We start from the raw sequence: 20,709 nt of genomic DNA on the forward strand, positions 1-20,709 counted from the left end.
GGCACTGGATTTCGCCCACTCGACGGGAAGAGCGGCATCGCGGCCTGCTCGCGCATCCACCGCCCCGACGCGCGAGCTCCCGGACGACCGCACCTCCGATGCCGATTGCTCTGCTAGTCGGCGGGTTGGCACTGGCCGGACTGGGCGCCTTCCTGGTCACATTGGGATGCCACGACTTCGTGCTGGCCACCCGTCGTGAGGAGCGCCTGATCGGCGGAGCGCTCGCCGCGTCAGGCGCCGCCGGCTTGATCGCCGCCTACCTGGTCCTCCACCGCCGCAGCGGCTGGGCCCTGCGAGGACTCGCGACAGTGAGCGCACTCGGTGGACTGGTCCTCGTCTCGATACAGGCCAGTTTTCAGAGCAGTCCGAGGCTCTGGCTGTGGGCGGCACTCGTGGCCCTTCCCTTTCTCGCCCTGTGGCTCGGTGAAAGAGCCCTCGCCAGGGCGGAGAGAGCCGTCGGCCCCCGTGGCGTGCCCGAGCAGAGCAGAAAACCGGAGATCGCTGCGACGGTCGTCGCGGCGTCGGCCACCGTCCTCGGGTCCTTGATAGGGCTCATGGGGGGTGCATTCACGCCCCTCGTGTCCCCGAGCACGCTCGACGTCGACGTGCGTCTGTCGACGGTCGGTCATCGCGTCGACCCGGAGGGGCGCGAGTTCGCACTCGTCGACACGGCCGTGACCATGGAGAACATCGGTCGCCAGAGGCTGGTCTTCTTCGGTTCTGCATACATCGTGCAGGGCTATCGATCCGAGATCCGGAGCTCGTCCGGACAAGCGGACTGGCCCCTCGACGACGAGGTCGCTCGCGACAACTGGAGTGGCCGATATGAACGACCGGTCGTCCTCGAGCCGATAGAGCTCGGTTACGACCTCGTGAACCCCGGCGACTATCTCGAGCCAGGGCAGACGTTGACCTCCAACTGGGTCACCCCGGTGCCGAGGGACGAGGTCAACACGGTCGAGGGCTGGGTCCTCGTGGCCACCGGCTACGAGCAGCGACTGCGACTGGGCAGGCAGCTCCTATCCGCCCAGGACGACGACCTCTCATCCGAGGAGGGAGCCGTTGCCAGCTGGGAGATCCTGCCGACGAGCTGGATCGCGCAGCTGACGCGCGGTCGCCAGTCCGTGAGCGTGCAGTACGAGGTGACCCGCGCGGAGGAGACGCAGACGACCGGCGGCGTAGGTCCTGTCCGCCCGATCGACGGGATATCGATCAGCTACCGCATCGGGCCTGGTGGACCCGCCGACGCGAGTTCTTCCCGCCGGTCGCCAGGTGAGTACTCGGAGCGGATCGCCAACTTCTACGGAGCCGGCGGCACCGTGGGGACGGCTGCTGTCGTGCTCGACCAGGAGTAGCCGGGGCAGCAGGTCGTGCGCGGGCGGAGGCGTCTGACGGCTGCACGCCAGACCGGTCGAGGCGGTCAGCCTCACCGGGGCCTCGACAACGGACCGACCTCGACCCCGGTCAGCGAACGAGACACGGGGCGCTCGTCGTCATCCCGACGGCTACCGTGGGCGGATGCCGCTGATCTCGCACTGGGGTGGCCCACGACACGGTGAGGTCGACGACGTGCCCGCGGAACGGCTCGCGTCCTCGGTCCTCGTCTACGACGGACCTCGGTGGTTCGGCGTCTACGAGCGGTTCCAGCCCGTGCAGACGCACGACACACCGCAGGGCCCGGCCGAGGTCTGGGTCGTCCGGGAGTAACCGCGCCGGCCCGGCACCGGGTGCCGGCCTGCCGTCGGCCCGGCCGCCCGGGGACGACGGGACGCCCGGCGTGCCGGTGCCCGACGACGGCACCGATGTGGGCGCGGCAGGGATCGAACCTGCGACCGCTCGCTTGTAAGGCGAGAGCTCTCCCGCTGAGCTACGCGCCCCGTCGGGTCAGCCTAGTGAGGCAACCCGACGGTCCCGTCCAGAGGCTCGTCCCGAGCTTGCGAGGGATGAGGAGGACGGGGTCCTCTTTCAGGCGGCGAGCGTGCCGACGGCGTCCTTCCAGCCGGACTGCTCCCGCGCGTCACCGGGCTGGTTGACCTCGGCGAAGGCGATGGTCCCCTCGGCGTCGACGAGGAAGGTGCCCCGCAGCGCCATGCCGGCCTTCTCGTTGAAGACCCCGTAGGCCTGCGCGGTGGCGCCGTGCGGCCAGAAGTCCGACAGCAGCGGGAAGTCGAAGCCCTCCTTGTCCCGGAACGCCTTGAGGCTGAAGACCGGGTCGGTGCTGATCGCGAGCACCTTCACGCCGGCACCGGTGTACTCGGCCAGCTCGTCGCGCAACTGGCAGAGCTCGCCGGTGCAGATCCCGGAGAAGGCGAACGGGTAGAAGACCAGCAGCACCGGGGTCCCCCGCAGATCGGCCAGGGAGACGACCTGCTTGTCCTGATCCGGGAGGCTGAACTCGGGCGCGCGGTCACCGACGGAGAGCGTCATGCCCCCGATCGTGCCTCAGCGCCGGGACCGGGCCGCCTTCGGGGTCACCAGGCGGATGCCCGACCAGTCCTTGCCGGCCGAGATGCTCGACGTCTGCTGCAGCCCCGCGGTGGGTGCGACCTCGGTGACGTCGCCCGGCTCCACGTGGCCCGGGCGCCCCGACTTGGGCACCAGCAGCCACACGACGCCGTCGTCGGCCAGGGAGGTGATGGCGTCGGTCAACGCGTCGAAGAGGTCGCCGTCGTCCTCCCGCCACCACAGGATGACCACGTCGGCCACCTCGTCGGTGTCCTCGTCGACCATCTCGCTGCCGGAGACCTCGATGATCGCGTCGCGCAGGTCCTCGTCGGCGTCCTCGTCCCATCCGAGCTCCTGCACGACCATGCCCGGCTTGATGCCCAGCCGGGCCGCCATGCCGGTGCTGTCGACGCTCATCCCTGCTGATCCTCCATGGAGTGGCCTGCTGCTGACCGGTCGTGGGGTGGATGGTGCCCTGTCGGGGCGCCGAACGCGCGCGGACGCGTCACGGTCACCGGTCCACGTCGTCCGGACGGCTGATCGCGCCGCGGAGCCCGCCTCGCCGGATGGGGTCGGCGGACAGCGGGCAGGCGACGGACACGACCGGCGGGAGCTCTCCCCGCAGCCTGGTCATGTCACCCCTCTCGCTCTCGCCGACGTCCGCTGCCCGGCGACCTCCGGCGGGCATGCGGTGCGGGGCCGGTCACACCGAGCCACGCTGGCGGAAGCGTAGGGCATGGAATGGCTCGCGCAAGCCGCGCGCCACGGGGACGAGGTGGAGGACGATCTACCGGACACGCGCCACTCGGTGCCGTACCGGCCGGTAGACGTGACGGCGGGAACCTCGACGGGAGACGATGGAGACATGAGCGCACCGCAGCAGACGGACGGCGACCCCGCCCGCGACCAGGCAGCCCCCCGCGCGGTCATCACCGACGGCCTGCCCAGCCAGCTCCCCGACATCGATCCCGACGAGACGCAGGAGTGGCTGGACTCCCTCGACGCCGTCGTCCAGCACGCCGGCCGCGACCGTGCGCGCTACCTGATGCTCCGGCTGCTCGAGCGCAGCCGGGAGAGCCAGGTCGGCGTGCCCGCCCTGCGCAGCACCGACTACATCAACACGATCCCGCCGTCCCGGGAGCCGTGGTTCCCCGGCGACGAGCACGTGGAGCGGCGGATCCGCGCCTACATCCGGTGGAACGCCGCGATCATGGTGCACCGCGCGCAGCGGCCGGGCATCGCCGTCGGCGGGCACATCTCCTCCTACGCGTCGTCGGCCTCGCTGTACGAGGTGGGCTTCAACCACTTCTTCCGCGGCAAGGACCACCCGGGCGGCGGCGACCAGATCTGGTTCCAGGGCCACGCCTCCCCGGGCATCTACGCCCGCGCCTTCCTCGAGGGCCGGCTCACCGAGCAGCAGCTCGACGGCTTCCGCCAGGAGGTCAGCCACCCCGGCGGCGGGCTGTCGTCCTACCCGCACCCGCGGCTGATGCCGGACTTCTGGGAGTTCCCGACCGTCTCGATGGGCCTGGGCCCGATCAACGCGATCTACCAGGCCCGGTTCAACCGCTACCTGCACCACCGCGGCATCAAGGACACGTCCGACCAGCACGTGTGGGCCTTCCTCGGTGACGGCGAGATGGACGAGCCGGAGTCGCTGGGCGCCATCGGCCTGGCCGCCCGCGAGGAGCTGGACAACCTCACCTTCGTCGTCAACTGCAACCTGCAGCGCCTCGACGGGCCGGTGCGCGGCAACGGCAAGGTGATCCAGGAGCTGGAGTCGTTCTTCCGCGGCGCCGGCTGGAACGTGATCAAGGTGATCTGGGGCCGGGAGTGGGACCCGCTGCTGGCCGCCGACCGCGACGGCGCGCTGGTCAACCTGATGAACCAGACGCCCGACGGCGACTACCAGACCTACAAGGCCGAGGACGGCGCCTTCGTCCGCGAGCACTTCTTCGGCCGTGACCCGCGCACCCGCAAGCTCGTGGAGAACATGAGCGACAAGGAGATCTGGAACCTCTCCCGCGGCGGGCACGACTACCGCAAGGTCTACGCGGCGTTCAAGGCGGCGGTCGAGCACAAGGGCCAGCCGACGGTCATCCTCGCCAAGACCATCAAGGGCTGGACCCTGGGCAGCCACTTCGAGGGCCGCAACTCCACCCACCAGATGAAGAAGCTGACCGCGGAGGACCTGGCGCAGTTCCGCGACCGCCTCTACCTGGACATCCCGGACGAGGCGCTGGACAAGACCCTGCCGCCCTACTACAAGCCCGACCCGAACTCCGACGAGATGCAGTACATGCTCGAGCGGCGCCGGCAGCTCGGCGGATCCGTGCCGCGCCGGCGGGCGGAGTTCAAGCCGCTCAAGGCGCCCGAGGACAAGGCCCTCGACGTCCTGCGCAAGGGCTCCGGCAAGCAGGAGGTGGCGACGACGATGGCGTTCGTCCGCCTGCTCAAGGAGCTGCTCAAGGACAAGGAGCTCGGCCCGCGGTTCGTACCGGTCATCCCGGACGAGGCCCGCACGTTCGGCATGGACGCGATGTTCCCCACGCAGAAGATCTACTCGCCGCACGGACAGCGCTACACGTCGGTCGACCGCGAGCTGATCCTCGCCTACAAGGAGTCCGAGCAGGGCCAGATCCTGCACGAGGGCATCAACGAGGCCGGGTCCGCCGCGTCGTTCACCGCCGTCGGCACGTCGTACTCGACCCATGGCGAGCCGATGATCCCGATCTACATCTTCTACTCGATGTTCGGGTTCCAGCGGACCGGCGACGCCTTCTGGGCCGCCGCCGACCAGATGACCCGCGGCTTCCTGCTCGGGGCGACCGCCGGGCGGACGACGCTCAACGGCGAGGGGCTGCAGCACGAGGACGGCCACTCGTTGATGCTGGCGTTCACCAACCCCGGGGTGGTGTCCTACGACCCGGCGTTCTCCTACGAGGTCGGGCACATCACGCGCGACGCGCTGCTGCGCATGTACGGAGAGGACCCGGGTGCACCCCTGGGTGGATCCCGCTCGCCCGACGTCATGTACTACCTGACCGTCTACAACGAGCCGTTCAACCAGCCGGCCGAGCCGGAGGGCCTCGACGTCCAGGGCCTGCTGGCGGGCATGTACCGGTACGCCGAGGGGCCGCAGACGGACGGCCCGAAGGCGCAGATCCTCGCCTCCGGCGTCGCCGTGCCGTGGGCGCTGCGGGCGCAGGAGCTGCTGGCGAACGACTGGGGCGTGTCGGCCGACGTCTGGTCGGTGACGTCCTGGACCGAGCTGCGCCGCCAGGCCGAGGCGGTCACCGAGCACAACCTGCTGCACCCGGAGGAGGACCCGAAGGTTCCCTACGTCACCTCCCGGCTGCAGGAGACCGTCGGCCCGGTCGTCGCGGTGTCGGACTGGATGCGCGCCGTTCCGGACCTGATCGCGCCCTACGTCCCCGGCGGCATGGCCAGCCTGGGCACGGACGGGTTCGGGCTCTCCGACACCCGCCCGGCGCTGCGGCGGCACTTCCACGTGGACGCCGAGTCGGTCGTCGTCCGGACGCTCGCGTCGCTGGCCGACGAGGGCCAGGTGGACCGGGCCCGGGTCCGCGAGGCGGTGGAGAAGTACCAGGTCCGCGACGTGCAGGCCGCGCCGGCGGACGAGCGGTCGGACCCCAGCCCGGCGACCTGAGGGAGGACCCCTCTGCCCCCACCCCTCGCGAGCTCGCGACGGACCCTGCAGAGGGGCCTGACCGGAACGGCCCGTCTTCCCTCCCGGGGAGGCGGGCCGTTCCGCGTTCAGGCGGCGAGCGCCTGCAGCGCCATCGCCGCGTACAGGGCGGCACCTGCCGGCAGCACGTCCTCGTCGAACACGACGAGGTTGGAGTGGTTCCCGGCGGCCGACGACAGGTCGGTCCCGGCCGGGCAGGCGCCGAGGAAGGCCATGGCGCCGGGTACCCGCTGCAGCACGTAGGCGAAGTCCTCGGCACCCATGAGCGGCTCGCGCGCGGCCACGCTCCGGTCGGCGCCGAACAGCTCCCGGGCCACCGCGCGCACGCGGTCGGCGGCACCCGGGTCGTTGACCGTCACTGGGTACCCCTCGCGGTGCTCGAACTCGACGGTCAGCTCGTGCGCCGCGGCCACGTGCTCGGCCACCCGGCGCACCGACGCCACCAGGTCGGCCCGCCGCTCCGCGGACAGCGTGCGGATCGTGCCCTCGAGGAACGCGGTGTCGGGGATGACGTTGTCGGTCGAGCCGGCCGTGAGGTGGGCGACCGTGAGCACGGCCGGGTCGAAGACCGGCGCCCGCCGGGTCACCAGCGACTGCAGCGCCAGCACGATCTCCGCCGCGACCGGGACCGGGTCGGCGGCCGCGTGCGGCATGGAGGCGTGCCCGCCCCGGCCCCGGACGGTGACCAGCCAGTGGTCGGCGGCGGCCATCATCGGGCCGGGCCGCACGCTGACCGTCCCGCTCGACTGGTTGGCGAAGACGTGCAGCGCGAACGCACCGGAGACCGGCGCCCCCGGGACGGCGTCGAGCAGCCCCTCCTCGAGCATGTACCGCGCCCCGTGGAAGCCCTCCTCCCCCGGCTGCAGCATGAGCACGACCTGACCGGCGAACTCGTCGCGACGCTCCGCCAGCAACCGCGCCGCGCCCAGCAGCATCGCCGTGTGCAGGTCGTGCCCGCAGGCGTGCATGGCGCCGGGGTTCCGCGAGGCGAACGGCAGCCCGGTGTCCTCCTGCACCGGCAGCCCGTCCATGTCCGCGCGCAGCAGGTGGGTCGGCCCGGGCCGGGCGCCGCGGAGGACCGCGACCACCGAGCTGGTCGACCCGCCGGTGGTGATGTCGACCGGGAGCTCGGCGAGGGCCTCCAGCACCAGCTCCTGCGTGCGGGGCAGGTGGAGGCCGATCTCCGGCTCCCGGTGCAGCCGACGGCGCAGGTCGATGGTGCGGTCGGCGTCGTCGTGGGCGGCGGAGAGGAGGTCCTCGGAACTCGTCGGCATGCGCCCCACTCTCCCGCACCACCCCTCTTCCGCGATCATGGCGCCCGGACCACCGTCGGGCGCCCGGACGTGGTCACCGCGCCATGGTCGTCGCGACGCGAGCCGCTCAGCCGCTCGCCCAGGCGGGTCGAGCGCTGTCCAGCTGCCACACCAGGACCGCACCCGGGCCCTCGACCGGGCGGCCGGCCTGCCGCTCGACCAGCACGCCGTCCACGCCGCGCAGCACCAGCAGGCCGGCGGGGACGTCGACGGACTCGCCGGGTGCCGGCCGCGCCACCCACAGCCGGGCGTCCTCCCGGCCCAGGTCCAGCCACCCCGAGGCGGCACGGTGCACCTCGTGCGACGGTGGCGCGGCCGGGTCGGTGCTGCGCAGGTAGCACTGCAGCACCCGCGCCCCGTCGTCCCCGGCCACCTCGTCGTGCTCCAGTCCCGCGCCGGCGCGCAGCACCGCGACGTCGCCGGCCGCGAGCTCCGCGCCGTTCCGCCACCGGTGCCGCAGCGCCCCGGAGAGGACGACGGCGACGACGTCGACCGCCCGGTGCCCGTGCCGGCCGTAGCCCGCGCCGGGATCGAGCCGGTCGTCGGCGATCCTCAGCAGCGGGCCCAGGGAGCCGTCCTCCGGCGCGAGCACCACCCGCTGGTCGAGCCCGCTCACCGCAGGGCCGCCCGTCCCCCGGACAGCGCACCGAACAGCAGCGCCGTGACCAGCGTCCAGGCCAGCCCGAGCGCCCACCCACCGATCACGTCGGACAGGTAGTGGACACCCAGCCACATGCGGGTCAGCCCGACGAGCACGACCAGCGCGATCCCGACCGCCAGGGCCCGATGCCGGGCACGGGGGCCCAGCAGCGGCCAGGCCAGGACCAGCGCGACGGTGACGAGGGTGGCGATGCCCGATGCGTGTCCGCTCGGATAGCTGAGCGACTCGTAACGCGCCCCGCCCTCCTCGAAGGCCGGCCGGATGCGGCCGAAGTACTCCTTCAGCGCGGTCGTCAGCGGGGTCACGAGGACGACCGCCGTCACCACCCAGCCCGCCGTCCACCACAGCTGGCGCACCAGCAGCGAGATCAGCACGGGCAGGAAGACCAGGAACCGCAGCCACGACGACCCAGGGGCGGTGAGCACCTCCAGCAGCGCGTCCAGGGCCGTCGCCCGGTCGTCGCCGGCGTAGAGCGCCTCGCTGACCGCGGCGTCCAGCCGGAGCTGCGGCCGGAATTCGCTCCGGACGCCGACCCCGAGGAGGGCCAGCACGACCAGGCAGACGACGCTCGAGACGACAGCGGCCCGGGCCGTGCGTGCGACACGCGTGCGCGCGACGGTCGCGCCGCCGTCCGGGGGAAGCTCCACCGCCCCACTCTCCCCGACGCCGTCGCGCGTGACACGCTGGCGGCGTGAGGACCCGGGTGAGCCACCGCCCGCCGACCGAGGAGACGATCCGGCGGCTGGAGCGCTCCTCGGGCGCGCTCGCCACCCGCGCCGTGGCCCGGATGGACGACCAGCTCCCCTGGTTCCGCGCCATGCCGGCCGACCGGCGCTCGTGGGTGACCCTCGTGGCGCAGGCCGGGATCGCCTCTCTCGTGGAGTGGTGCCGCAATCCCGACCGGCCGCCGCGGCTGACCGGCGAGGTGTTCGGCGCGGCACCGCGCGAACTGGTCCGCGTGGTGGCGCTGAAGCAGACCGTGGACCTGATCCAGGTCACCGTGGACGTGCTCGAGGACCACGTCCCGTCGGTCGCCGCGCCCGGCGACGAGGACGCCCTGCACCTGGCCGTGCTGCAGTTCAGTCGCGAGGTCGCCTTCGCCACCGCGCAGGTCTACGCCAGCTTCGCCGAGAACCGCGGCGCCTGGGACGCGCGGCTGGAGGCGCTGGTCGTCGACGCGCTGGTGCGGGGCGAGCGGTCGGAGGAGCTGTCGGGGCGCGCCGCAGCTCTGGGCTGGGCGACCAGCACGCCCGTCGTCGTCCTCGTGGGCGCCACCCCCGCCGGTGTGGACGACCCGCACGCCGCCGTCCGCCGTGCCGCCCGGTCCCTCGGCAGCGAGGTGCTCGTCGGGGTCCACGCCGAGCAGCTGGTCGTCGTGCTCGGGCGGGCGGAGGACCTGGACGAGGTCGTCGAGCGGGTGAGCGACGAGTTCGGGGACGGCCCCGTGGTGACCGGGCCGGTCGTCGACGGGCTCGGCCGCGCCGGCGAGTCCGCCGCGGCAGCGCTCGCAGGCCTCCGGGCCGCCCGCGCCTGGCCGGAGGCACCGCGCCCCGTGGCCGCCGACGCCCTGCTGGCCGAGCGCGCCCTCGACGGCGACCCGCTCGCCCGGGCCGCCCTGCTAGAGCGCGTCACCGGTCCGCTGCAGGCCGCCGGCGGCGAGGTGCTGGAGACGGTGCGGGCGGTGCTCAACAGCGGCGGGAACCTCGAGGCCAGCGCCCGGGCGATCTTCGTGCACCCGAACACCGTCCGGTACCGGCTCAAGCGGGCCGCAGAGCTGACCGGGATCTCGGTCACCGACCCCCGCGGCAGCTGGACCCTGCAGGTGGCGCTCGCCCTCGCCGCGCTCGACCGCGACCGCTCCCTCTGGCACTGATCGGGTGATCTCCACGACTGGAGAGGGAGAACGGGCCGTTACCGGCCGGAGGTTTTGGAGGTTCCCTACAAAGATCACCCGTGTGCTTTCGTGCCCGGCGGAGCCGCGCGCCGAGATGATCACTGGCACGGTGAGGGAGTGCTGGCCGTCCTCGCCCCCGGACAGGGTGCGCAGAAACCCGGAATGCTCACCGACTGGCTCGATCTCCCCGGCGCGGAATCGTTCTTCCGCTGGGCCGGCGCGATCGCCGACGCCGACCTGCTGACCCTCGGCACCACCGGCGACGCCGAGGCGATCAAGGACACCGCCGTCACCCAGCCCCTCGTCGTCGCGATGAGCCTGTTCGTCGCCCGGGAGCTCGGCGGCCTGCCCGGCCCGGTGACCCACACCCCCCACGCCGGCCGCGACGTCGTCATCACCGGGCACAGCGTCGGTGAGCTGACCGCGGCCGCGCTGGCCGGCGTCCTCTCCGTGGAGGCGGCCATCGCCCTCACCGCCGTCCGCGGGCGGGCCATGGCCGCGGCGTGCGCCCGGACGCCGACCGGCATGTCGGCGGTCCTCGGCGGCGACCCCGACGAGGTGCTGGCCGCGATCGACAAGCACGGCCTGACCCAGGCGAACATGAACGGTGCCGGGCAGGTCGTCGCCGCCGGCGCCCTCGACGGGCTGGCGGCTCTCAAGGACGACCCGCCGGCGAAGGCCAGGATCATGCCGCTGTCGGTCGCCGGCGCCTTCCACACCGACTACATGGCTCCCGCCCGCGCCGAGCTGGAGGGCCTCATCGGCGGGCTGCGCCCGGCCGAGCCCAGCCGCCTCCTGCTCTCCAACGCCGACGGCCACGCGGTCTCCAGCGGCGCGGAGGTGCTGGCGCGGCTGGTCAGCCAGGTCACCAGCCCGGTCCGCTTCGACGCGTGCCTGGCGACCATGCGCGAGCTCGGCGTCGCCGCCGTCATCGAGCTGCCGCCGGCCGGCGCGCTCGCCGGGCTGGCCAAGCGTGAGTGGAAGGGCCACCAGGTGGACGGCCAGGGCATCGAGATCCTCGCGTTGACCGGCCCGGCCGACCTCGACCGGGCCCGCGAGCTCATCGACGCCGAGCGCGGCCGCCCCGAGCCCGACCACCTGCCCGACTGGCGGGTCGTCGTCGCCCCCGCCCGCGGCACCGTCAGCCCGGCCGAGGTGGCCGAGGGCAGTCGGCTGCCCGCCGGCACGCCGCTCGGGGTGATCCGCGGCCGGCGCGAGGACGTCCATGTCTCCGCGGGCTACGACGGGGTACTGGCCGAGTGGCTGGTCCACGAGGGCGATCTCGTCGACGCCGGTGACCCGATCGCCCGTCTCTACCCGGAGGTGTCGGCATGACCACCATCCAGCTGCCTGCAGGGGCGAGGGGCGCTCGGATCCTCGGCCTGGGTGCCTACCGGCCGCGCCGCCGGGTGACCAACGACGAGCTCGCCCAGGTGATGGACACCAACGACGAGTGGATCCAGACCCGCGTGGGCATCGCCGAGCGCCGCTGGGCGTCGGAGGACGAGACGCTGGTCGACATGGCCGTGGCGGCCGGCGGCAAGGCCATCGCCGCCAGCGGCCTGGCCCCCGACGACATCGACCTGGTGATCGTGGCCAGTGCCAGCCTCCGGGTGCCCATTCCGGGCATCGGCCCCCAGGTCGCCCACCGACTCGGTGTGCTCCGCCCCGGCTCCTTCGATCTCAACGCCGGGTGCGCCGGCTTCTGCTACGCCCTGGGCGTGGCGAACGACGCGATCCGCGCCGGGTCGGCCACCAACGCCGTGGTCATCGGAGTGGAGCGGCTGACCGACGTCACCGACCTGACCGACCGGTCGACGGCGGTGATCTTCGCCGACGGCGCGGGCGCGATGGTGATCGGACCGTCCGACGAGCCCGGGATCGGGCCGGTCGCGTGGGGCAGCGACGGCGACCAGCACACGGCGATCGCCATCCCCGAGGGCCGGCCCACCATGACGATGGCCGGGCAGGCCGTCTACCGCTGGGCGACGACGAAGCTCACCCAGGCGCTCGAAGACGCGATGGAGAGGGCGGGCGTGACCGCCGCGGACATCGACGTGTTCGCTCCCCACCAGGCCAACCTGCGGATCGTCGAGTCGATGGCCAAGAAGCTGGGGCTGCCCGAGTCCACGGTCATCGCCCGTGACATCGTCCAGTCCGGGAACACCTCGGCGGCCTCCGTCCCGCTGGCGCTCACCGCGCTCATGGAGTCCGGCGAGGCGAAGTCCGGTGACCTGGCCCTGGTGCTGGGCTACGGCGCCGGGCTCACCTTCGCCGGCCAGGTGCTCGTCCTGCCGTGAGCCCCACCCCAGAGCCCCGGGACACCGTGTCCCGGACGTCGGCGGGCATCGCCCGCCCCATCCGAGAGAGAGGCCCCGCGTGAGCAGCACCCAGGAGATCCAGTCCGGTCTGGCCGAGATCCTGGAGGAGGTCGCCGGTGTGACCCCCGCCGACGCCACCCCCGAGAAGTCGTTCACCGACGACCTCGACGTCGACTCGCTGTCGATGGTCGAGATCGCCACCGCCGTCGAGGACAAGTTCGGCGTGGCCATCCCCGACGACGAGCTCGGCAACATCAGGACCGTCGGCGACGCGATCAGCTACATCGAGAAGAACCAGGGCTGACAAGGGACCCCCCTGCCCCCCTCCGCTCGCACGCTCGCGGCGGGACCCCGCAGGGGGGCCTCACCCCGGCCGCCCGGCCACCATTCCAGGAGGAATCGTCATGAGCACGCCCGTCACCGACATCGTCGTCACCGGACTGGGCGCAACCACGCCGCTCGGTGGCGACGTCGCCAGCACCTGGGACGCGCTGCTCGCCGGGCGGTCGGGGATCAGCCGGATCACCGACGACTGGATCAAGGACTACCCCGCCCAGCTCGTCGCCCGCCTCGCCATCGAGCCGGCCGAGCAGATCGACCGGGTCCGCGCCCGGCGCCTCGACCGCAGCCAGCAGGTCGCGGTGATCGCCGCCGAGGAGGCCTGGCGCGAGTCGGGTGCGGCCGACGCCGGGGTGGCCCCGGAGCGGATCGCCGTCGTGTTCGGCACGGGCATCGGCGGCGCCCTGACCCTGCTCGGCCAGGACGACGTCCTGGAGCAGAAGGGGCCCAAGCGGGTCTCCCCGTTCACGATCCCGATGCTCATGCCCAACGGCCCGGCCGCCGCGGTCGGTCTGGCCGTCGGCGCCAAGGGCGGGGTGCACGCGCCGGTCAGCGCTTGCGCCTCGGGCGCCGAGGCGATCCGGTGGGGCCTGGACCTGCTGCGGTTCGACCGGGCGGACGTCGTCCTGGTCGGTGGGGCCGAGGCCTGCGTGCACCCGCTGCCCATGGCCGGCTTCGCCGCGATGCGGGCGATGTCGACCCGCAACGACGAGCCCGAGCGCGCCTCCCGGCCGTTCGACAAGGCCCGGGACGGGTTCGTGCTCGCGGAGGGCGCGGCGGCGATCGTGCTGGAGCGGGCGGACGCCGCCCAGGCCCGTGGGGCCCGCGTCCACGCCCGCCTCGCCGGCGCCGGCGCGACGGCGGACGGCTACGACCTCGTGGCCCCGCACCCCGAGGGTGAGGGTGCCGCGCGCGCCATCGGTGCCGCCCTCCGCGACGCCGGGCTCTCCGCGACCGATGTCGGCCACGTCAACGCGCACGCCACCTCCACCCCGGTCGGCGACACCGCCGAGGCGGGCGCCATCCGCTCCGCCCTGGGCGACCACGTGCTGGTGAGCGCGACGAAGAGCCAGACCGGGCACCTGCTGGGCGCGGCCGGCGCGCTGGAGTCGGTGTTCACCATCCTCGCGCTGCGCGACCAGGTCGTGCCGGCGACGGCCAACCTGGAGGACCCGGACGACGACGCGGCCGTCCAGGCGCTCGACATCGTCCGCCACGAGCCCCGGCGCGCCTCGCTCCACGCCGCCGTCAACGACTCGTTCGGCTTCGGCGGCCACAACATCGCGCTGGTCTTCACGACGGCCTGAGCCATCCCCGCGAGCGAGGAGACCCCTTGACCACACTCCAGGCCGCCCCGACTCCGACCGCCCGCGACCCGCGCGATCCCGAGGACCGCCTGGAGCGCTTCTTCGACCCGGGATCGATGCATCCGCTGGCTGCCCGCGACGCCTCCGGGGTGCTCGCCGCCCGCGGCGCCGTGAACCGGTCGGCCGCCGTCGCGTACTGCACCGACGCCACCGTCATGGGCGGGGCGATGGGGGTCGACGGCTGCCGGCACATCGTCGACGCGATCGACACCGCCGTCCGCGAGCGGGTGCCGGTGGTCGGGATCTGGCACTCCGGCGGTGCGCGCCTCGCCGAGGGGGTCACCGCGCTGCACGCGGTGGGCGAGGTCTTCGCGGCGATGGTGCGGGCGTCCGGGCGGGTCCCCCAGATCTCGGTGGTGCTCGGTCCGGCCGCCGGGGGCGCCGCCTACGGCCCGGCGCTCACCGACCTGGTCATCATGGGCCCGGCCGGCCGCGTCTTCGTCACCGGGCCCGACGTCGTCCGCTCGGTCACCGGCGAGGACGTCGACCAGGAGAAGCTCGGCGGGCCCGACACGCACGGCCGGCGCAGCGGCGTCGTCCACGTGGTCACCGACTCCGAGCAGAACGCCCTGGAGACCGGGCGCTCGGCGGTCGACCTCCTGGCCGCGCAGGGCACGTTCGCGCCGGCCCAGGACGAGCCCGACGTCGACCTGCGGGCCCTGCTGCCGGAGCAGACCAACCGGGCGTACGACGTGAAGCCGCTGATCGCCAACGTGCTCGACGGGCCGGGGCTCGAGCTGCATCCGCGGTTCGCGCCCAACGTCGTCACGACCCTGGGCCGGTTGGCCGGGCGGACGGTAGGGGTGATCGCCAACAACCCCCTGCGGCTGGGCGGGTGCCTCGACTCGGCGTCGGCCGAGAAGGCGGCGCGGTTCGTGCGGATGTGCGACGCCTTCGGGGTGCCGCTGGTCGTGCTCGTCGACGTGCCGGGCTACCTCCCGGGCGTCGGCCAGGAGTGGGACGGCGTCGTGCGACGGGGGGCCAAGCTCCTGCACGCCTTCGCCGAGGCCGTCGTCCCCCGCGTGACGCTGGTGACCCGCAAGTCCTACGGCGGCGCCTACATCGCGATGAACGCCCGCTCGCTGGGCGCGACGTCGGTGTTCGCCTGGCCCGGGGCGGAGGTGGCCGTCATGGGGGCGAAGGCCGCAGTGGGCATCCTGCACCGCAAGAAGCTGGCCGCCGTCCCGCCCGGCGAGCGGGAGGCGCTGCACGCGCGACTCGCCGAGGAGCACGAGCGGATCGCCGGTGGCGTGAACCGGGCACTGCAGATCGGCGTCGTCGACGAGGTCGTGGAGCCCTCGCAGACCAGGCGCCGGCTGGTCGAGGCCCTCGCGGCCGCCCCGCCCGGACGTGGGGCTCACGGCAACATCCCGCTGTGACCTGACGGAGGCCCGGCACCTGGCTCAGGTGCCGGGCCTCGCTGCTGATGCCGGCCCGCGCTCGGTGCCGGCCGTCCTCACCGCGTGGTCGCCGTCCTCGCGCTGCACCGTGCGGACGGCGCGCGCACGGTGAGTCTCGCGATCTCGGGCCGCCGCCGACCCGAGGTGGCCACCGATGAGAAGGTCGCCCGGACGCCGCTTCCCCGACGGCGCCCGGACGACCGGTCTCAGGCTACGACGACCTCCCGGGTGGCCTCGGAGTGTCGTAGCGGATCCGTGACCTGACGGCCCGCTGCAGGCCCCACTGCTCGCGCGCTCGCGGCGGGATCCTGCGGAGGGGCCCTAGACCACCTGGTGCAGCCAGGTCACCGGGCTGCCGTCGCCGGCGTGCCGGTAGACCTCGAGGTCGGAGTCCCACGCGGCACCGAGCAGCTCGTCGACGCCGTGGCGGAAGGCCTCGGCCGATCCCGCGGTGGCGGCCAGGTGCCGCAGCTGCTGCTCGCTGATCATGATGTCGCCGTTGGCACTGGTGGGCGCACGGAAGACACCGTGGCCGGGCACGTAGGACATGCGCTCGCCGTCGTTGCCGTGGCTGGCCTCTTCGGTGACCTCGAAACGCAGCATCGGCCACGCCCGGAGGGCGGCCACCAGCCGGGCGCCGGTACCGGGCGATCCGGTCCAGGCGACCTCGGCACGGTAGGAACCGTGCGCCGCGGGCTGCTCAGCCCACGACAGGGAGACCGGCGCGCCGACGACGCGTTCCAGCGCCCACTCGACGTGCTGGCAGAGCGCCTTCGGGCACGCGTGCACGAAGACGACACCCTGGGTAGACCGTCGCTGCACGGGGCACCTCCATCGACTCGATTGGTCTCGTCTTCCCCTACGGACCTATCGCTTCGGTGACGGGCTGTATTCGACAGTGACGGAGCAGGGCTCCCGAGAACAGTTTGCACGATGGAGGGCACATCGCGCCAGCCCGGCCGGGACAGTTGAGGCGGATGTGACGGATGGTCACGCGTGACGCCTCTTACCGCTGGTCAAACGCCCATATCACGACCATCGGCACGGCGTCCAGCCTGCCTGGCGCGTCTCCCGGTGGCACGCGAGAGCGGCATCACCGCAGGTGGGGCGACCACCAGGGCCGCGTGAGCGACCCGGCCGCCGCGATGACTCAGCGTAATGGTCGACGTCACATCGGCGGTGGGCGACGCGCGGCGCGACCAGGCCGGATCAGGACGAGAGCGCTGTCACACGGTCGCCGCCGGAGCTCTTGGACCGGTACATGGCGGCGTCGGCGCGGTGCATCAGGTCCTCGACGACGTCGCCCGGCTCCACCTCGGCGACGCCCACGCTCGCCGTCACGCCGTGAGAGGCGCCCACGCGGGCGACGGCGGCGCGGAGCCGCTCGGCGACGGCCTCGCCACGGAATCCGGCCGACACGTCGGCCAGGACGGCGAACTCGTCGCCGCCCAGCCTGGCCACCGTGTCGGTCTCGCGGACGGCCGCACCGAGCGCGGCACCCACGGCCGTGAGCAGGGCGTCACCCGCGGCGTGACCGTCCGCGTCGTTGACGGCCTTGAACCCGTCGAGGTCGACCAGGCACACGACGCTCGGGTGGCCCCAGGCCGCGTCGGCCACCGCGGCGGTCAACCGCTCGGTGAACGCCCGCCGGTTCGGGATGCCGGTCAGCGGATCGGTCGCGGCGAGGATCTCCTGCGCGCGGATCAGCTCCACCTGGCGGTCGTAGGCGGCCCACGAGTTGGCCGACGCCATCGCGCAGATCATCGTGAGCGACGCCAGGATCGCGAGGAAGAAGAGGCCCGAGGTGCTGACGCCCGGGAGCTCCACGAGCAGCAGGTAGCTGCCGGTCATGACGGTCCCCATGGCCACCACGCCGCACGGCGAGTAGGCGACCGCCATGTAGGTCAGCGTGAGGAACAGCAAGCCGTCGAGCGGGCTGGTCGAACCGCCGTCCAGGCGGGTGCCGACGATGACCAGCACCGCCGTCGCGACGTTCCAGGCGTAGAACAGGGTCGGCCCACGGGAGTCGCGCATCATTGCCGCCAGCGGCAGCAGCAGGAGCGCCGGGACGGCCACGATGGCCAGACCGGCCAGGGCGAGGATCACCGTGTGGTGGCGCCCGGGGGTGTGGGTCACGACGGTGTAGCCGACGACCGTCCAGGCGGCGACCTCGGTGAGCACCACCCCGTAGCGCACGTGGCGTACCCAGTACGCCGCCCGCGCGTCGTCCTCCGCCAGCGGCCGGTACAGCCCGGCGCGGAGCGCGGTCGCCGACCGGCGCACCCACCCCGGCCGCACGGCGGCGCCCGCGGGCGCGCGCGGGGCGCGGCGGTCGCCGGCCAGGGGTTCGGTCACGGTCGTGCGATCGGCCGGCGGGATGACCCGCTTGATCCCGACGCCACCCATCGTGGGGAGTTCTGTTGCCGCGGGCGTGGCGCGTGCCACGCCGGGAGCGATGCCTGCCGCCGGGCCCGCGGGGTAGGGCGGCTCCGTGGGACGACACCAGGGCATGGCCGACGCCGGGCGCGACGAGGTCGCCGGCAGGGTGCTGCGCGCGTGGGACGTGTTCATCGAGCGCGCGGAGACGGTGGACCTGACCCGCCCGTCGCGGCTGAGCGGCTGGCGGGCGCAGGAGATCTGCGTCCACCTGGGGTGCTGGGAGGACCACGCCGCGATGGCCGACCTGATCGCCTCGGCCCGGGCGGGCGGCGTCGGCACTCCCCCGGACGTCGACGCCGTCAACGCGCGGGTGACCGCGGCCCACCGGGACGCGCCGCGGGAGGAAGTCCTCGCGGCCCTGCGGCGCAACCGCGAGGCGACGGCGCGCTACCTCGCCGAGGAGCCGGAGGACCTCGACACCGCGCTCACGGTGTCCGTCGTCGGCCGGATCCCCCTGCTCAGCGTCGTCCTCGGGCAGGCCTACGAGCTCGCCGTCCACGCGCTGGACCTGGTGTCCTGCGGGGCCGCTCCCCCGCCGGCCGACGTGCTGCAGTCGGGCCTGGCGGCCCTCGCCGACGTCACCGGCGCGCTGGCCGCGTCGATGGACATCTCCGGCCGGGTGACCCTGGCGACGCCCGACGGCGGCTGGGCCCTCGCCTCCGACGGCGGCGGATGGACCGTGCAGCGGGTGGCTCCCGGGCGGCTCGACGGCCCGGCGGTGGAGGCTCCGGCCGAGCTGCTGCTGGACGCGGCCTCCGGCCGGGTCAACCCCGTCCTGGCGGTCGCGCTGCGCCGGCTGAAGGTCCACGACGTCGCCGGGCTGCTCCAGCTGGCGCCGATCGTGCAGGCCGCGCCGGGCATCCCCGGCGGGCCGATCCTGCAGCTGGCCGCACGGACCGTCGGCGGCGCCGGGGGCGTGCTCGGCCGGCTCTTCCGGAAGGGCTAGGAGGTCGGTGCACAGGTGCGGTGACGGCGCGGGGCGTCAGAGGGGCATCTGCACGGCCTCAGCGCCCCTGCCCGGGGCCGGGCAGGGGCGCTGGTGCCTGCTCGCGGGTTCAGCGGCCCCGGGCGAGCACTCGGGTCATCCGGCGGGGAGGAACGCCACGTGCGGATGGTCCATGTGGTTGGCCGTCGGCGATCCGCGGTCTTCCATGGCTCGCCACGAGCCCGTGGAGACGAGGTAGATCCGCTGCTGCCAGATCACGTACTCGACGCGGAACCGGGCCGCGTTGTCGATCACGTACTGGGTGAGGGCGTCCCCCTTGGCCCGGTCCTCGTAGACCATGAAGTCAGCGGCGCGGCCCTGGGTGGGACGGTGATCGGCGCGGGTGTACACCGTCGAGACGTCGAACCGCTCCGTGACCTCCTTCACGACGGGTCGGACGTGCGGGTCCCACATGCTGTAGGGGCTGGAGGTCGGGGTCGGCCTCTCCGAGGGGGCCGGCGCTTCGACGGCCGGGGCTGAGCCTGTCTGGTTGGCCTGGGCGGGCACGGACGTGAGGGCTACCCCGGCGCCCGCGAGAAGTGCCACCACGGCACGCCGACCGCGAGGAAGGGACCGGCGGGGAGTGGGCATGCGACCAGCCGTCATGACGACGTGTCTCCTGTTCTCCGTGGCCGCCTACCGGGTTAGCTGACGGGTTCGGGCGGGGAACTCGCCCGGCACGCCCCGGACGCGTCCGGGCGTGCTTCACCCCACTGCTGCAGTGGGTCCCCGGCCCGGGCGCCGGCCTTCTGCCCGCGCCCGGCTGGGCGGCGTCCGACGGGTGTCACCGCGGTTCGGTGACGGATGTAGGCCCGTGCGGACCGCGACGACGCTAGGTCCGTGGCCGGAACGGGACAAAGGGACGCAGTGGGCCGGAAAGACGCCGATCGCCGGCGAGCGGCCCCCGTACTCGCAGGGTGTCGGCCCCATGGCTCGCCGTGGTGCTCGTGGCGTCGCTGCACCGATGCGCAGAGTAGTTGGAGCCGTGTCGGCCGACGGCAGCGCGGCAGCACACAGCGAGACGGCCGGATGACGTTCAGCACGCGGCTCCGGCACGGCGCCCGTGCGGGTCGGAGGGCGGGACGGGGGCTCGTGTCACCGCACGGAGGCGGCCGCCCGCGGGCACCGTCCTCTTGATCTAGGCGACAGGCACCGGCCCGGAGCCGGCGATCCGGCGCCGGCGCCGCCATGCGAGGGCCACCAGCCCGACCGCCACGAGCGCGACCACGGCGACCGGGACGACGGTGACCGTGGTCGCCCAGGCCGCGAGGAGCCCCGCCGAGGCCCCGACGCCCACCTGCACGACGGTGCTGGGCACCAGCCCGATCGCGGTCGACAGCGCGTACGGGCCGAGCCGGACGGCGGTGAGGCCCGCGCCGTAGCTCAGCACCACGAACGGGACGACGGGCATGAGCCGTCCGACCAGCAGGGGCCAGAACCCCCGGTCGACCATCAGCCGGTCGACGCGCGCGAGCCGCCGGCCGGCCAGCCGGGTGACGGCCGGCCGGCCCAGCGCCCGGCTCAGCCCGAAGGCGGCCAGCCCGCCCAGCAGCCCGCCGGCGAGGGCCACGGCGAGCCCGGGGCCGAACCCGGCGACGACCCCGAGCAGGACCGACAGTGCCGAGCGCGGGACCGGCGCAAGGAGGACCAGCGCCAGGCCGAGGACCATGGCGGCCCAGGCCCACGGCCCCGCGCCGTCGACCCACGCGCGGACGGCGCCGACGGCGGGCAGGTCGACGATGAGCGCGAGGACTCCGCCGACCGCCACCACGAGCCCGAGGACGGCGGCACGCAGCCAGGTGCTGTCCACCGCCGTCCTCACGCGCCCATCCTGCC

The 20,709-nt window shown here is 73.6% G+C and carries 20 protein-coding genes, 1 tRNA gene and 1 riboswitch; of the genes, 10 read left to right on the forward strand and 11 right to left on the reverse strand.

Annotated features, from left to right (window positions below):
- Nucleotides 1-98 precede the first annotated feature (98 nt).
- Nucleotides 99-1,355: a hypothetical protein gene (locus ACFSHS_RS17630; RefSeq protein WP_376878878.1), complete on the forward strand. Its 1,257-nt coding sequence runs from the start codon at nucleotides 99-101 to the stop codon at nucleotides 1,353-1,355.
- Nucleotides 1,356-1,518: 163 nt separating this feature from the next.
- Entirely contained in the window at nucleotides 1,519-1,707 is a 189-nt protein-coding gene (locus ACFSHS_RS17635) for a hypothetical protein (RefSeq protein ID WP_376878880.1), read from the forward strand.
- Between the two features lie 98 nt (nucleotides 1,708-1,805).
- Here the strand turns inward: ACFSHS_RS17635 and ACFSHS_RS17640 are convergent.
- From ACFSHS_RS17640 to ACFSHS_RS17655, 4 genes are all read right to left on the reverse strand, one after another.
- A tRNA-Val gene (locus ACFSHS_RS17640) sits at nucleotides 1,806-1,877 on the reverse strand.
- 88 nt (nucleotides 1,878-1,965) lie between these two features.
- A complete protein-coding gene (locus ACFSHS_RS17645; protein WP_376878882.1) occupies nucleotides 1,966-2,427 on the reverse strand; it encodes a peroxiredoxin in 462 nt (153 codons plus the stop codon).
- 15 nt (nucleotides 2,428-2,442) lie between these two features.
- Nucleotides 2,443-2,862 carry a DUF3052 domain-containing protein gene (locus ACFSHS_RS17650; RefSeq protein ID WP_376878884.1) on the reverse strand — a complete coding sequence of 140 codons (420 nt, stop codon included), beginning with the start codon at nucleotides 2,860-2,862 and terminating at the stop codon, nucleotides 2,443-2,445.
- A gap of 94 nt (nucleotides 2,863-2,956) precedes the next feature.
- A complete protein-coding gene (locus tag ACFSHS_RS17655) occupies nucleotides 2,957-3,079 on the reverse strand; it encodes a hypothetical protein (RefSeq protein WP_376878886.1) in 123 nt (40 codons plus the stop codon).
- Between the two features lie 231 nt (nucleotides 3,080-3,310).
- Between ACFSHS_RS17655 and aceE the strand changes: the two genes are divergently transcribed.
- Nucleotides 3,311-6,115, forward strand: coding sequence for a pyruvate dehydrogenase (acetyl-transferring), homodimeric type (aceE, locus tag ACFSHS_RS17660; RefSeq protein WP_376878888.1), 2,805 nt, complete (start codon nucleotides 3,311-3,313; stop codon nucleotides 6,113-6,115).
- Nucleotides 6,116-6,222: 107 nt separating this feature from the next.
- Here the strand turns inward: aceE and ACFSHS_RS17665 are convergent, their stop codons facing one another.
- From ACFSHS_RS17665 to ACFSHS_RS17675, 3 genes are all read right to left on the reverse strand, one after another.
- Nucleotides 6,223-7,428, reverse strand: a complete 1,206-nt coding sequence (locus ACFSHS_RS17665; RefSeq protein WP_376878890.1) for a M20 metallopeptidase family protein — start codon at nucleotides 7,426-7,428, stop codon at nucleotides 6,223-6,225.
- Nucleotides 7,429-7,534: 106 nt separating this feature from the next.
- Complete coding sequence (locus ACFSHS_RS17670) at nucleotides 7,535-8,083, reverse strand: pirin family protein (RefSeq protein ID WP_376878892.1); 549 nt, start codon at nucleotides 8,081-8,083, stop codon at nucleotides 7,535-7,537.
- Nucleotides 8,080-8,775 (reverse strand): phosphatase PAP2 family protein, encoded by a 696-nt coding sequence (locus ACFSHS_RS17675; protein WP_376878894.1) that lies wholly within the window; start codon nucleotides 8,773-8,775, stop codon nucleotides 8,080-8,082. Before ACFSHS_RS17675 ends, ACFSHS_RS17670 begins: the two co-directional genes overlap by 4 nt.
- Nucleotides 8,776-8,819: 44 nt before the next feature.
- On the opposite strand from ACFSHS_RS17675, the gene ACFSHS_RS17680 reads away from it, so the two are divergent.
- The 6 genes from ACFSHS_RS17680 to ACFSHS_RS17705 all read left to right on the forward strand — a co-directional run bounded on the left by ACFSHS_RS17680 (nucleotide 8,820) and on the right by ACFSHS_RS17705 (nucleotide 15,428).
- Nucleotides 8,820-10,001 carry a PucR family transcriptional regulator gene (locus ACFSHS_RS17680; protein WP_376878896.1) on the forward strand — a complete coding sequence of 394 codons (1,182 nt, stop codon included), beginning with the start codon at nucleotides 8,820-8,822 and terminating at the stop codon, nucleotides 9,999-10,001.
- 138 nt (nucleotides 10,002-10,139) lie between these two features.
- Nucleotides 10,140-11,357 (forward strand): acyltransferase domain-containing protein, encoded by a 1,218-nt coding sequence (locus ACFSHS_RS17685; protein ID WP_376878898.1) that lies wholly within the window; start codon nucleotides 10,140-10,142, stop codon nucleotides 11,355-11,357.
- A complete protein-coding gene (locus ACFSHS_RS17690) occupies nucleotides 11,354-12,322 on the forward strand; it encodes a beta-ketoacyl-ACP synthase III (RefSeq protein WP_376878900.1) in 969 nt (322 codons plus the stop codon). Before ACFSHS_RS17685 ends, ACFSHS_RS17690 begins: the two co-directional genes overlap by 4 nt.
- 79 nt (nucleotides 12,323-12,401) lie before the next feature.
- Entirely contained in the window at nucleotides 12,402-12,647 is a 246-nt protein-coding gene (locus ACFSHS_RS17695) for an acyl carrier protein (RefSeq protein WP_376878902.1), read from the forward strand.
- Between the two features lie 100 nt (nucleotides 12,648-12,747).
- A complete protein-coding gene (locus ACFSHS_RS17700; protein ID WP_376878904.1) occupies nucleotides 12,748-13,989 on the forward strand; it encodes a beta-ketoacyl-[acyl-carrier-protein] synthase family protein in 1,242 nt (413 codons plus the stop codon).
- Between the two features lie 26 nt (nucleotides 13,990-14,015).
- Entirely contained in the window at nucleotides 14,016-15,428 is a 1,413-nt protein-coding gene (locus tag ACFSHS_RS17705; RefSeq protein ID WP_376878906.1) for an acyl-CoA carboxylase subunit beta, read from the forward strand.
- Between the two features lie 342 nt (nucleotides 15,429-15,770).
- On the opposite strand, the gene ACFSHS_RS17710 is transcribed toward ACFSHS_RS17705, so the two are convergent.
- Nucleotides 15,771-16,271: a DUF3145 domain-containing protein gene (locus ACFSHS_RS17710; RefSeq protein ID WP_376878908.1), complete on the reverse strand. Its 501-nt coding sequence runs from the start codon at nucleotides 16,269-16,271 to the stop codon at nucleotides 15,771-15,773.
- Nucleotides 16,272-16,658: 387 nt separating this feature from the next.
- Nucleotides 16,659-17,855 carry a GGDEF domain-containing protein gene (locus ACFSHS_RS17715; protein ID WP_376878910.1) on the reverse strand — a complete coding sequence of 399 codons (1,197 nt, stop codon included), beginning with the start codon at nucleotides 17,853-17,855 and terminating at the stop codon, nucleotides 16,659-16,661.
- Between the two features lie 85 nt (nucleotides 17,856-17,940).
- On the opposite strand from ACFSHS_RS17715, the gene ACFSHS_RS17720 reads away from it, so the two are divergent.
- Complete coding sequence (locus ACFSHS_RS17720) at nucleotides 17,941-18,834, forward strand: maleylpyruvate isomerase family mycothiol-dependent enzyme (RefSeq protein WP_376878912.1); 894 nt, start codon at nucleotides 17,941-17,943, stop codon at nucleotides 18,832-18,834.
- A 135-nt stretch (nucleotides 18,835-18,969) separates the two neighbouring features.
- On the opposite strand, the gene ACFSHS_RS22590 is transcribed toward ACFSHS_RS17720, so the two are convergent.
- Nucleotides 18,970-19,479 carry a VldE C-terminal domain-containing protein gene (locus tag ACFSHS_RS22590; protein ID WP_465252832.1) on the reverse strand — a complete coding sequence of 170 codons (510 nt, stop codon included), beginning with the start codon at nucleotides 19,477-19,479 and terminating at the stop codon, nucleotides 18,970-18,972.
- A 32-nt stretch (nucleotides 19,480-19,511) separates the two neighbouring features.
- Nucleotides 19,512-19,607, reverse strand: a riboswitch (cyclic di-AMP (ydaO/yuaA leader).
- A 404-nt stretch (nucleotides 19,608-20,011) separates the two neighbouring features.
- Nucleotides 20,012-20,695, reverse strand: a complete 684-nt coding sequence (locus ACFSHS_RS17730) for a TVP38/TMEM64 family protein (protein WP_376878916.1) — start codon at nucleotides 20,693-20,695, stop codon at nucleotides 20,012-20,014.
- Between the last annotated feature and the right edge of the window lie 14 nt (nucleotides 20,696-20,709).

Source organism: Blastococcus deserti (assembly GCF_042682525.1).
GTDB lineage: Bacteria > Actinomycetota > Actinomycetes > Mycobacteriales > Geodermatophilaceae > Blastococcus_B > Blastococcus_B deserti.

Coding starts and splice junctions, on each gene's coding strand:
- ACFSHS_RS17630 (WP_376878878.1), top strand. CDS start 99: ATGCCGATTGCTCTGCTAGTCGGCGGGTTGGCACTGGCCGGACTGGGC.
- ACFSHS_RS17635 (WP_376878880.1), top strand. CDS start 1,519: ATGCCGCTGATCTCGCACTGGGGTGGCCCACGACACGGTGAGGTCGAC.
- ACFSHS_RS17645 (WP_376878882.1), bottom strand. CDS start 2,427: ATGACGCTCTCCGTCGGTGACCGCGCGCCCGAGTTCAGCCTCCCGGAT.
- ACFSHS_RS17650 (WP_376878884.1), bottom strand. CDS start 2,862: ATGAGCGTCGACAGCACCGGCATGGCGGCCCGGCTGGGCATCAAGCCG.
- ACFSHS_RS17655 (WP_376878886.1), bottom strand. CDS start 3,079: ATGACCAGGCTGCGGGGAGAGCTCCCGCCGGTCGTGTCCGTCGCCTGC.
- aceE (WP_376878888.1), top strand. CDS start 3,311: ATGAGCGCACCGCAGCAGACGGACGGCGACCCCGCCCGCGACCAGGCA.
- ACFSHS_RS17665 (WP_376878890.1), bottom strand. CDS start 7,428: ATGCCGACGAGTTCCGAGGACCTCCTCTCCGCCGCCCACGACGACGCC.
- ACFSHS_RS17690 (WP_376878900.1), top strand. CDS start 11,354: ATGACCACCATCCAGCTGCCTGCAGGGGCGAGGGGCGCTCGGATCCTC.
- ACFSHS_RS17700 (WP_376878904.1), top strand. CDS start 12,748: ATGAGCACGCCCGTCACCGACATCGTCGTCACCGGACTGGGCGCAACC.
- ACFSHS_RS17715 (WP_376878910.1), bottom strand. CDS start 17,855: ATGGGTGGCGTCGGGATCAAGCGGGTCATCCCGCCGGCCGATCGCACG.
- ACFSHS_RS22590 (WP_465252832.1), bottom strand. CDS start 19,479: ATGACGGCTGGTCGCATGCCCACTCCCCGCCGGTCCCTTCCTCGCGGT.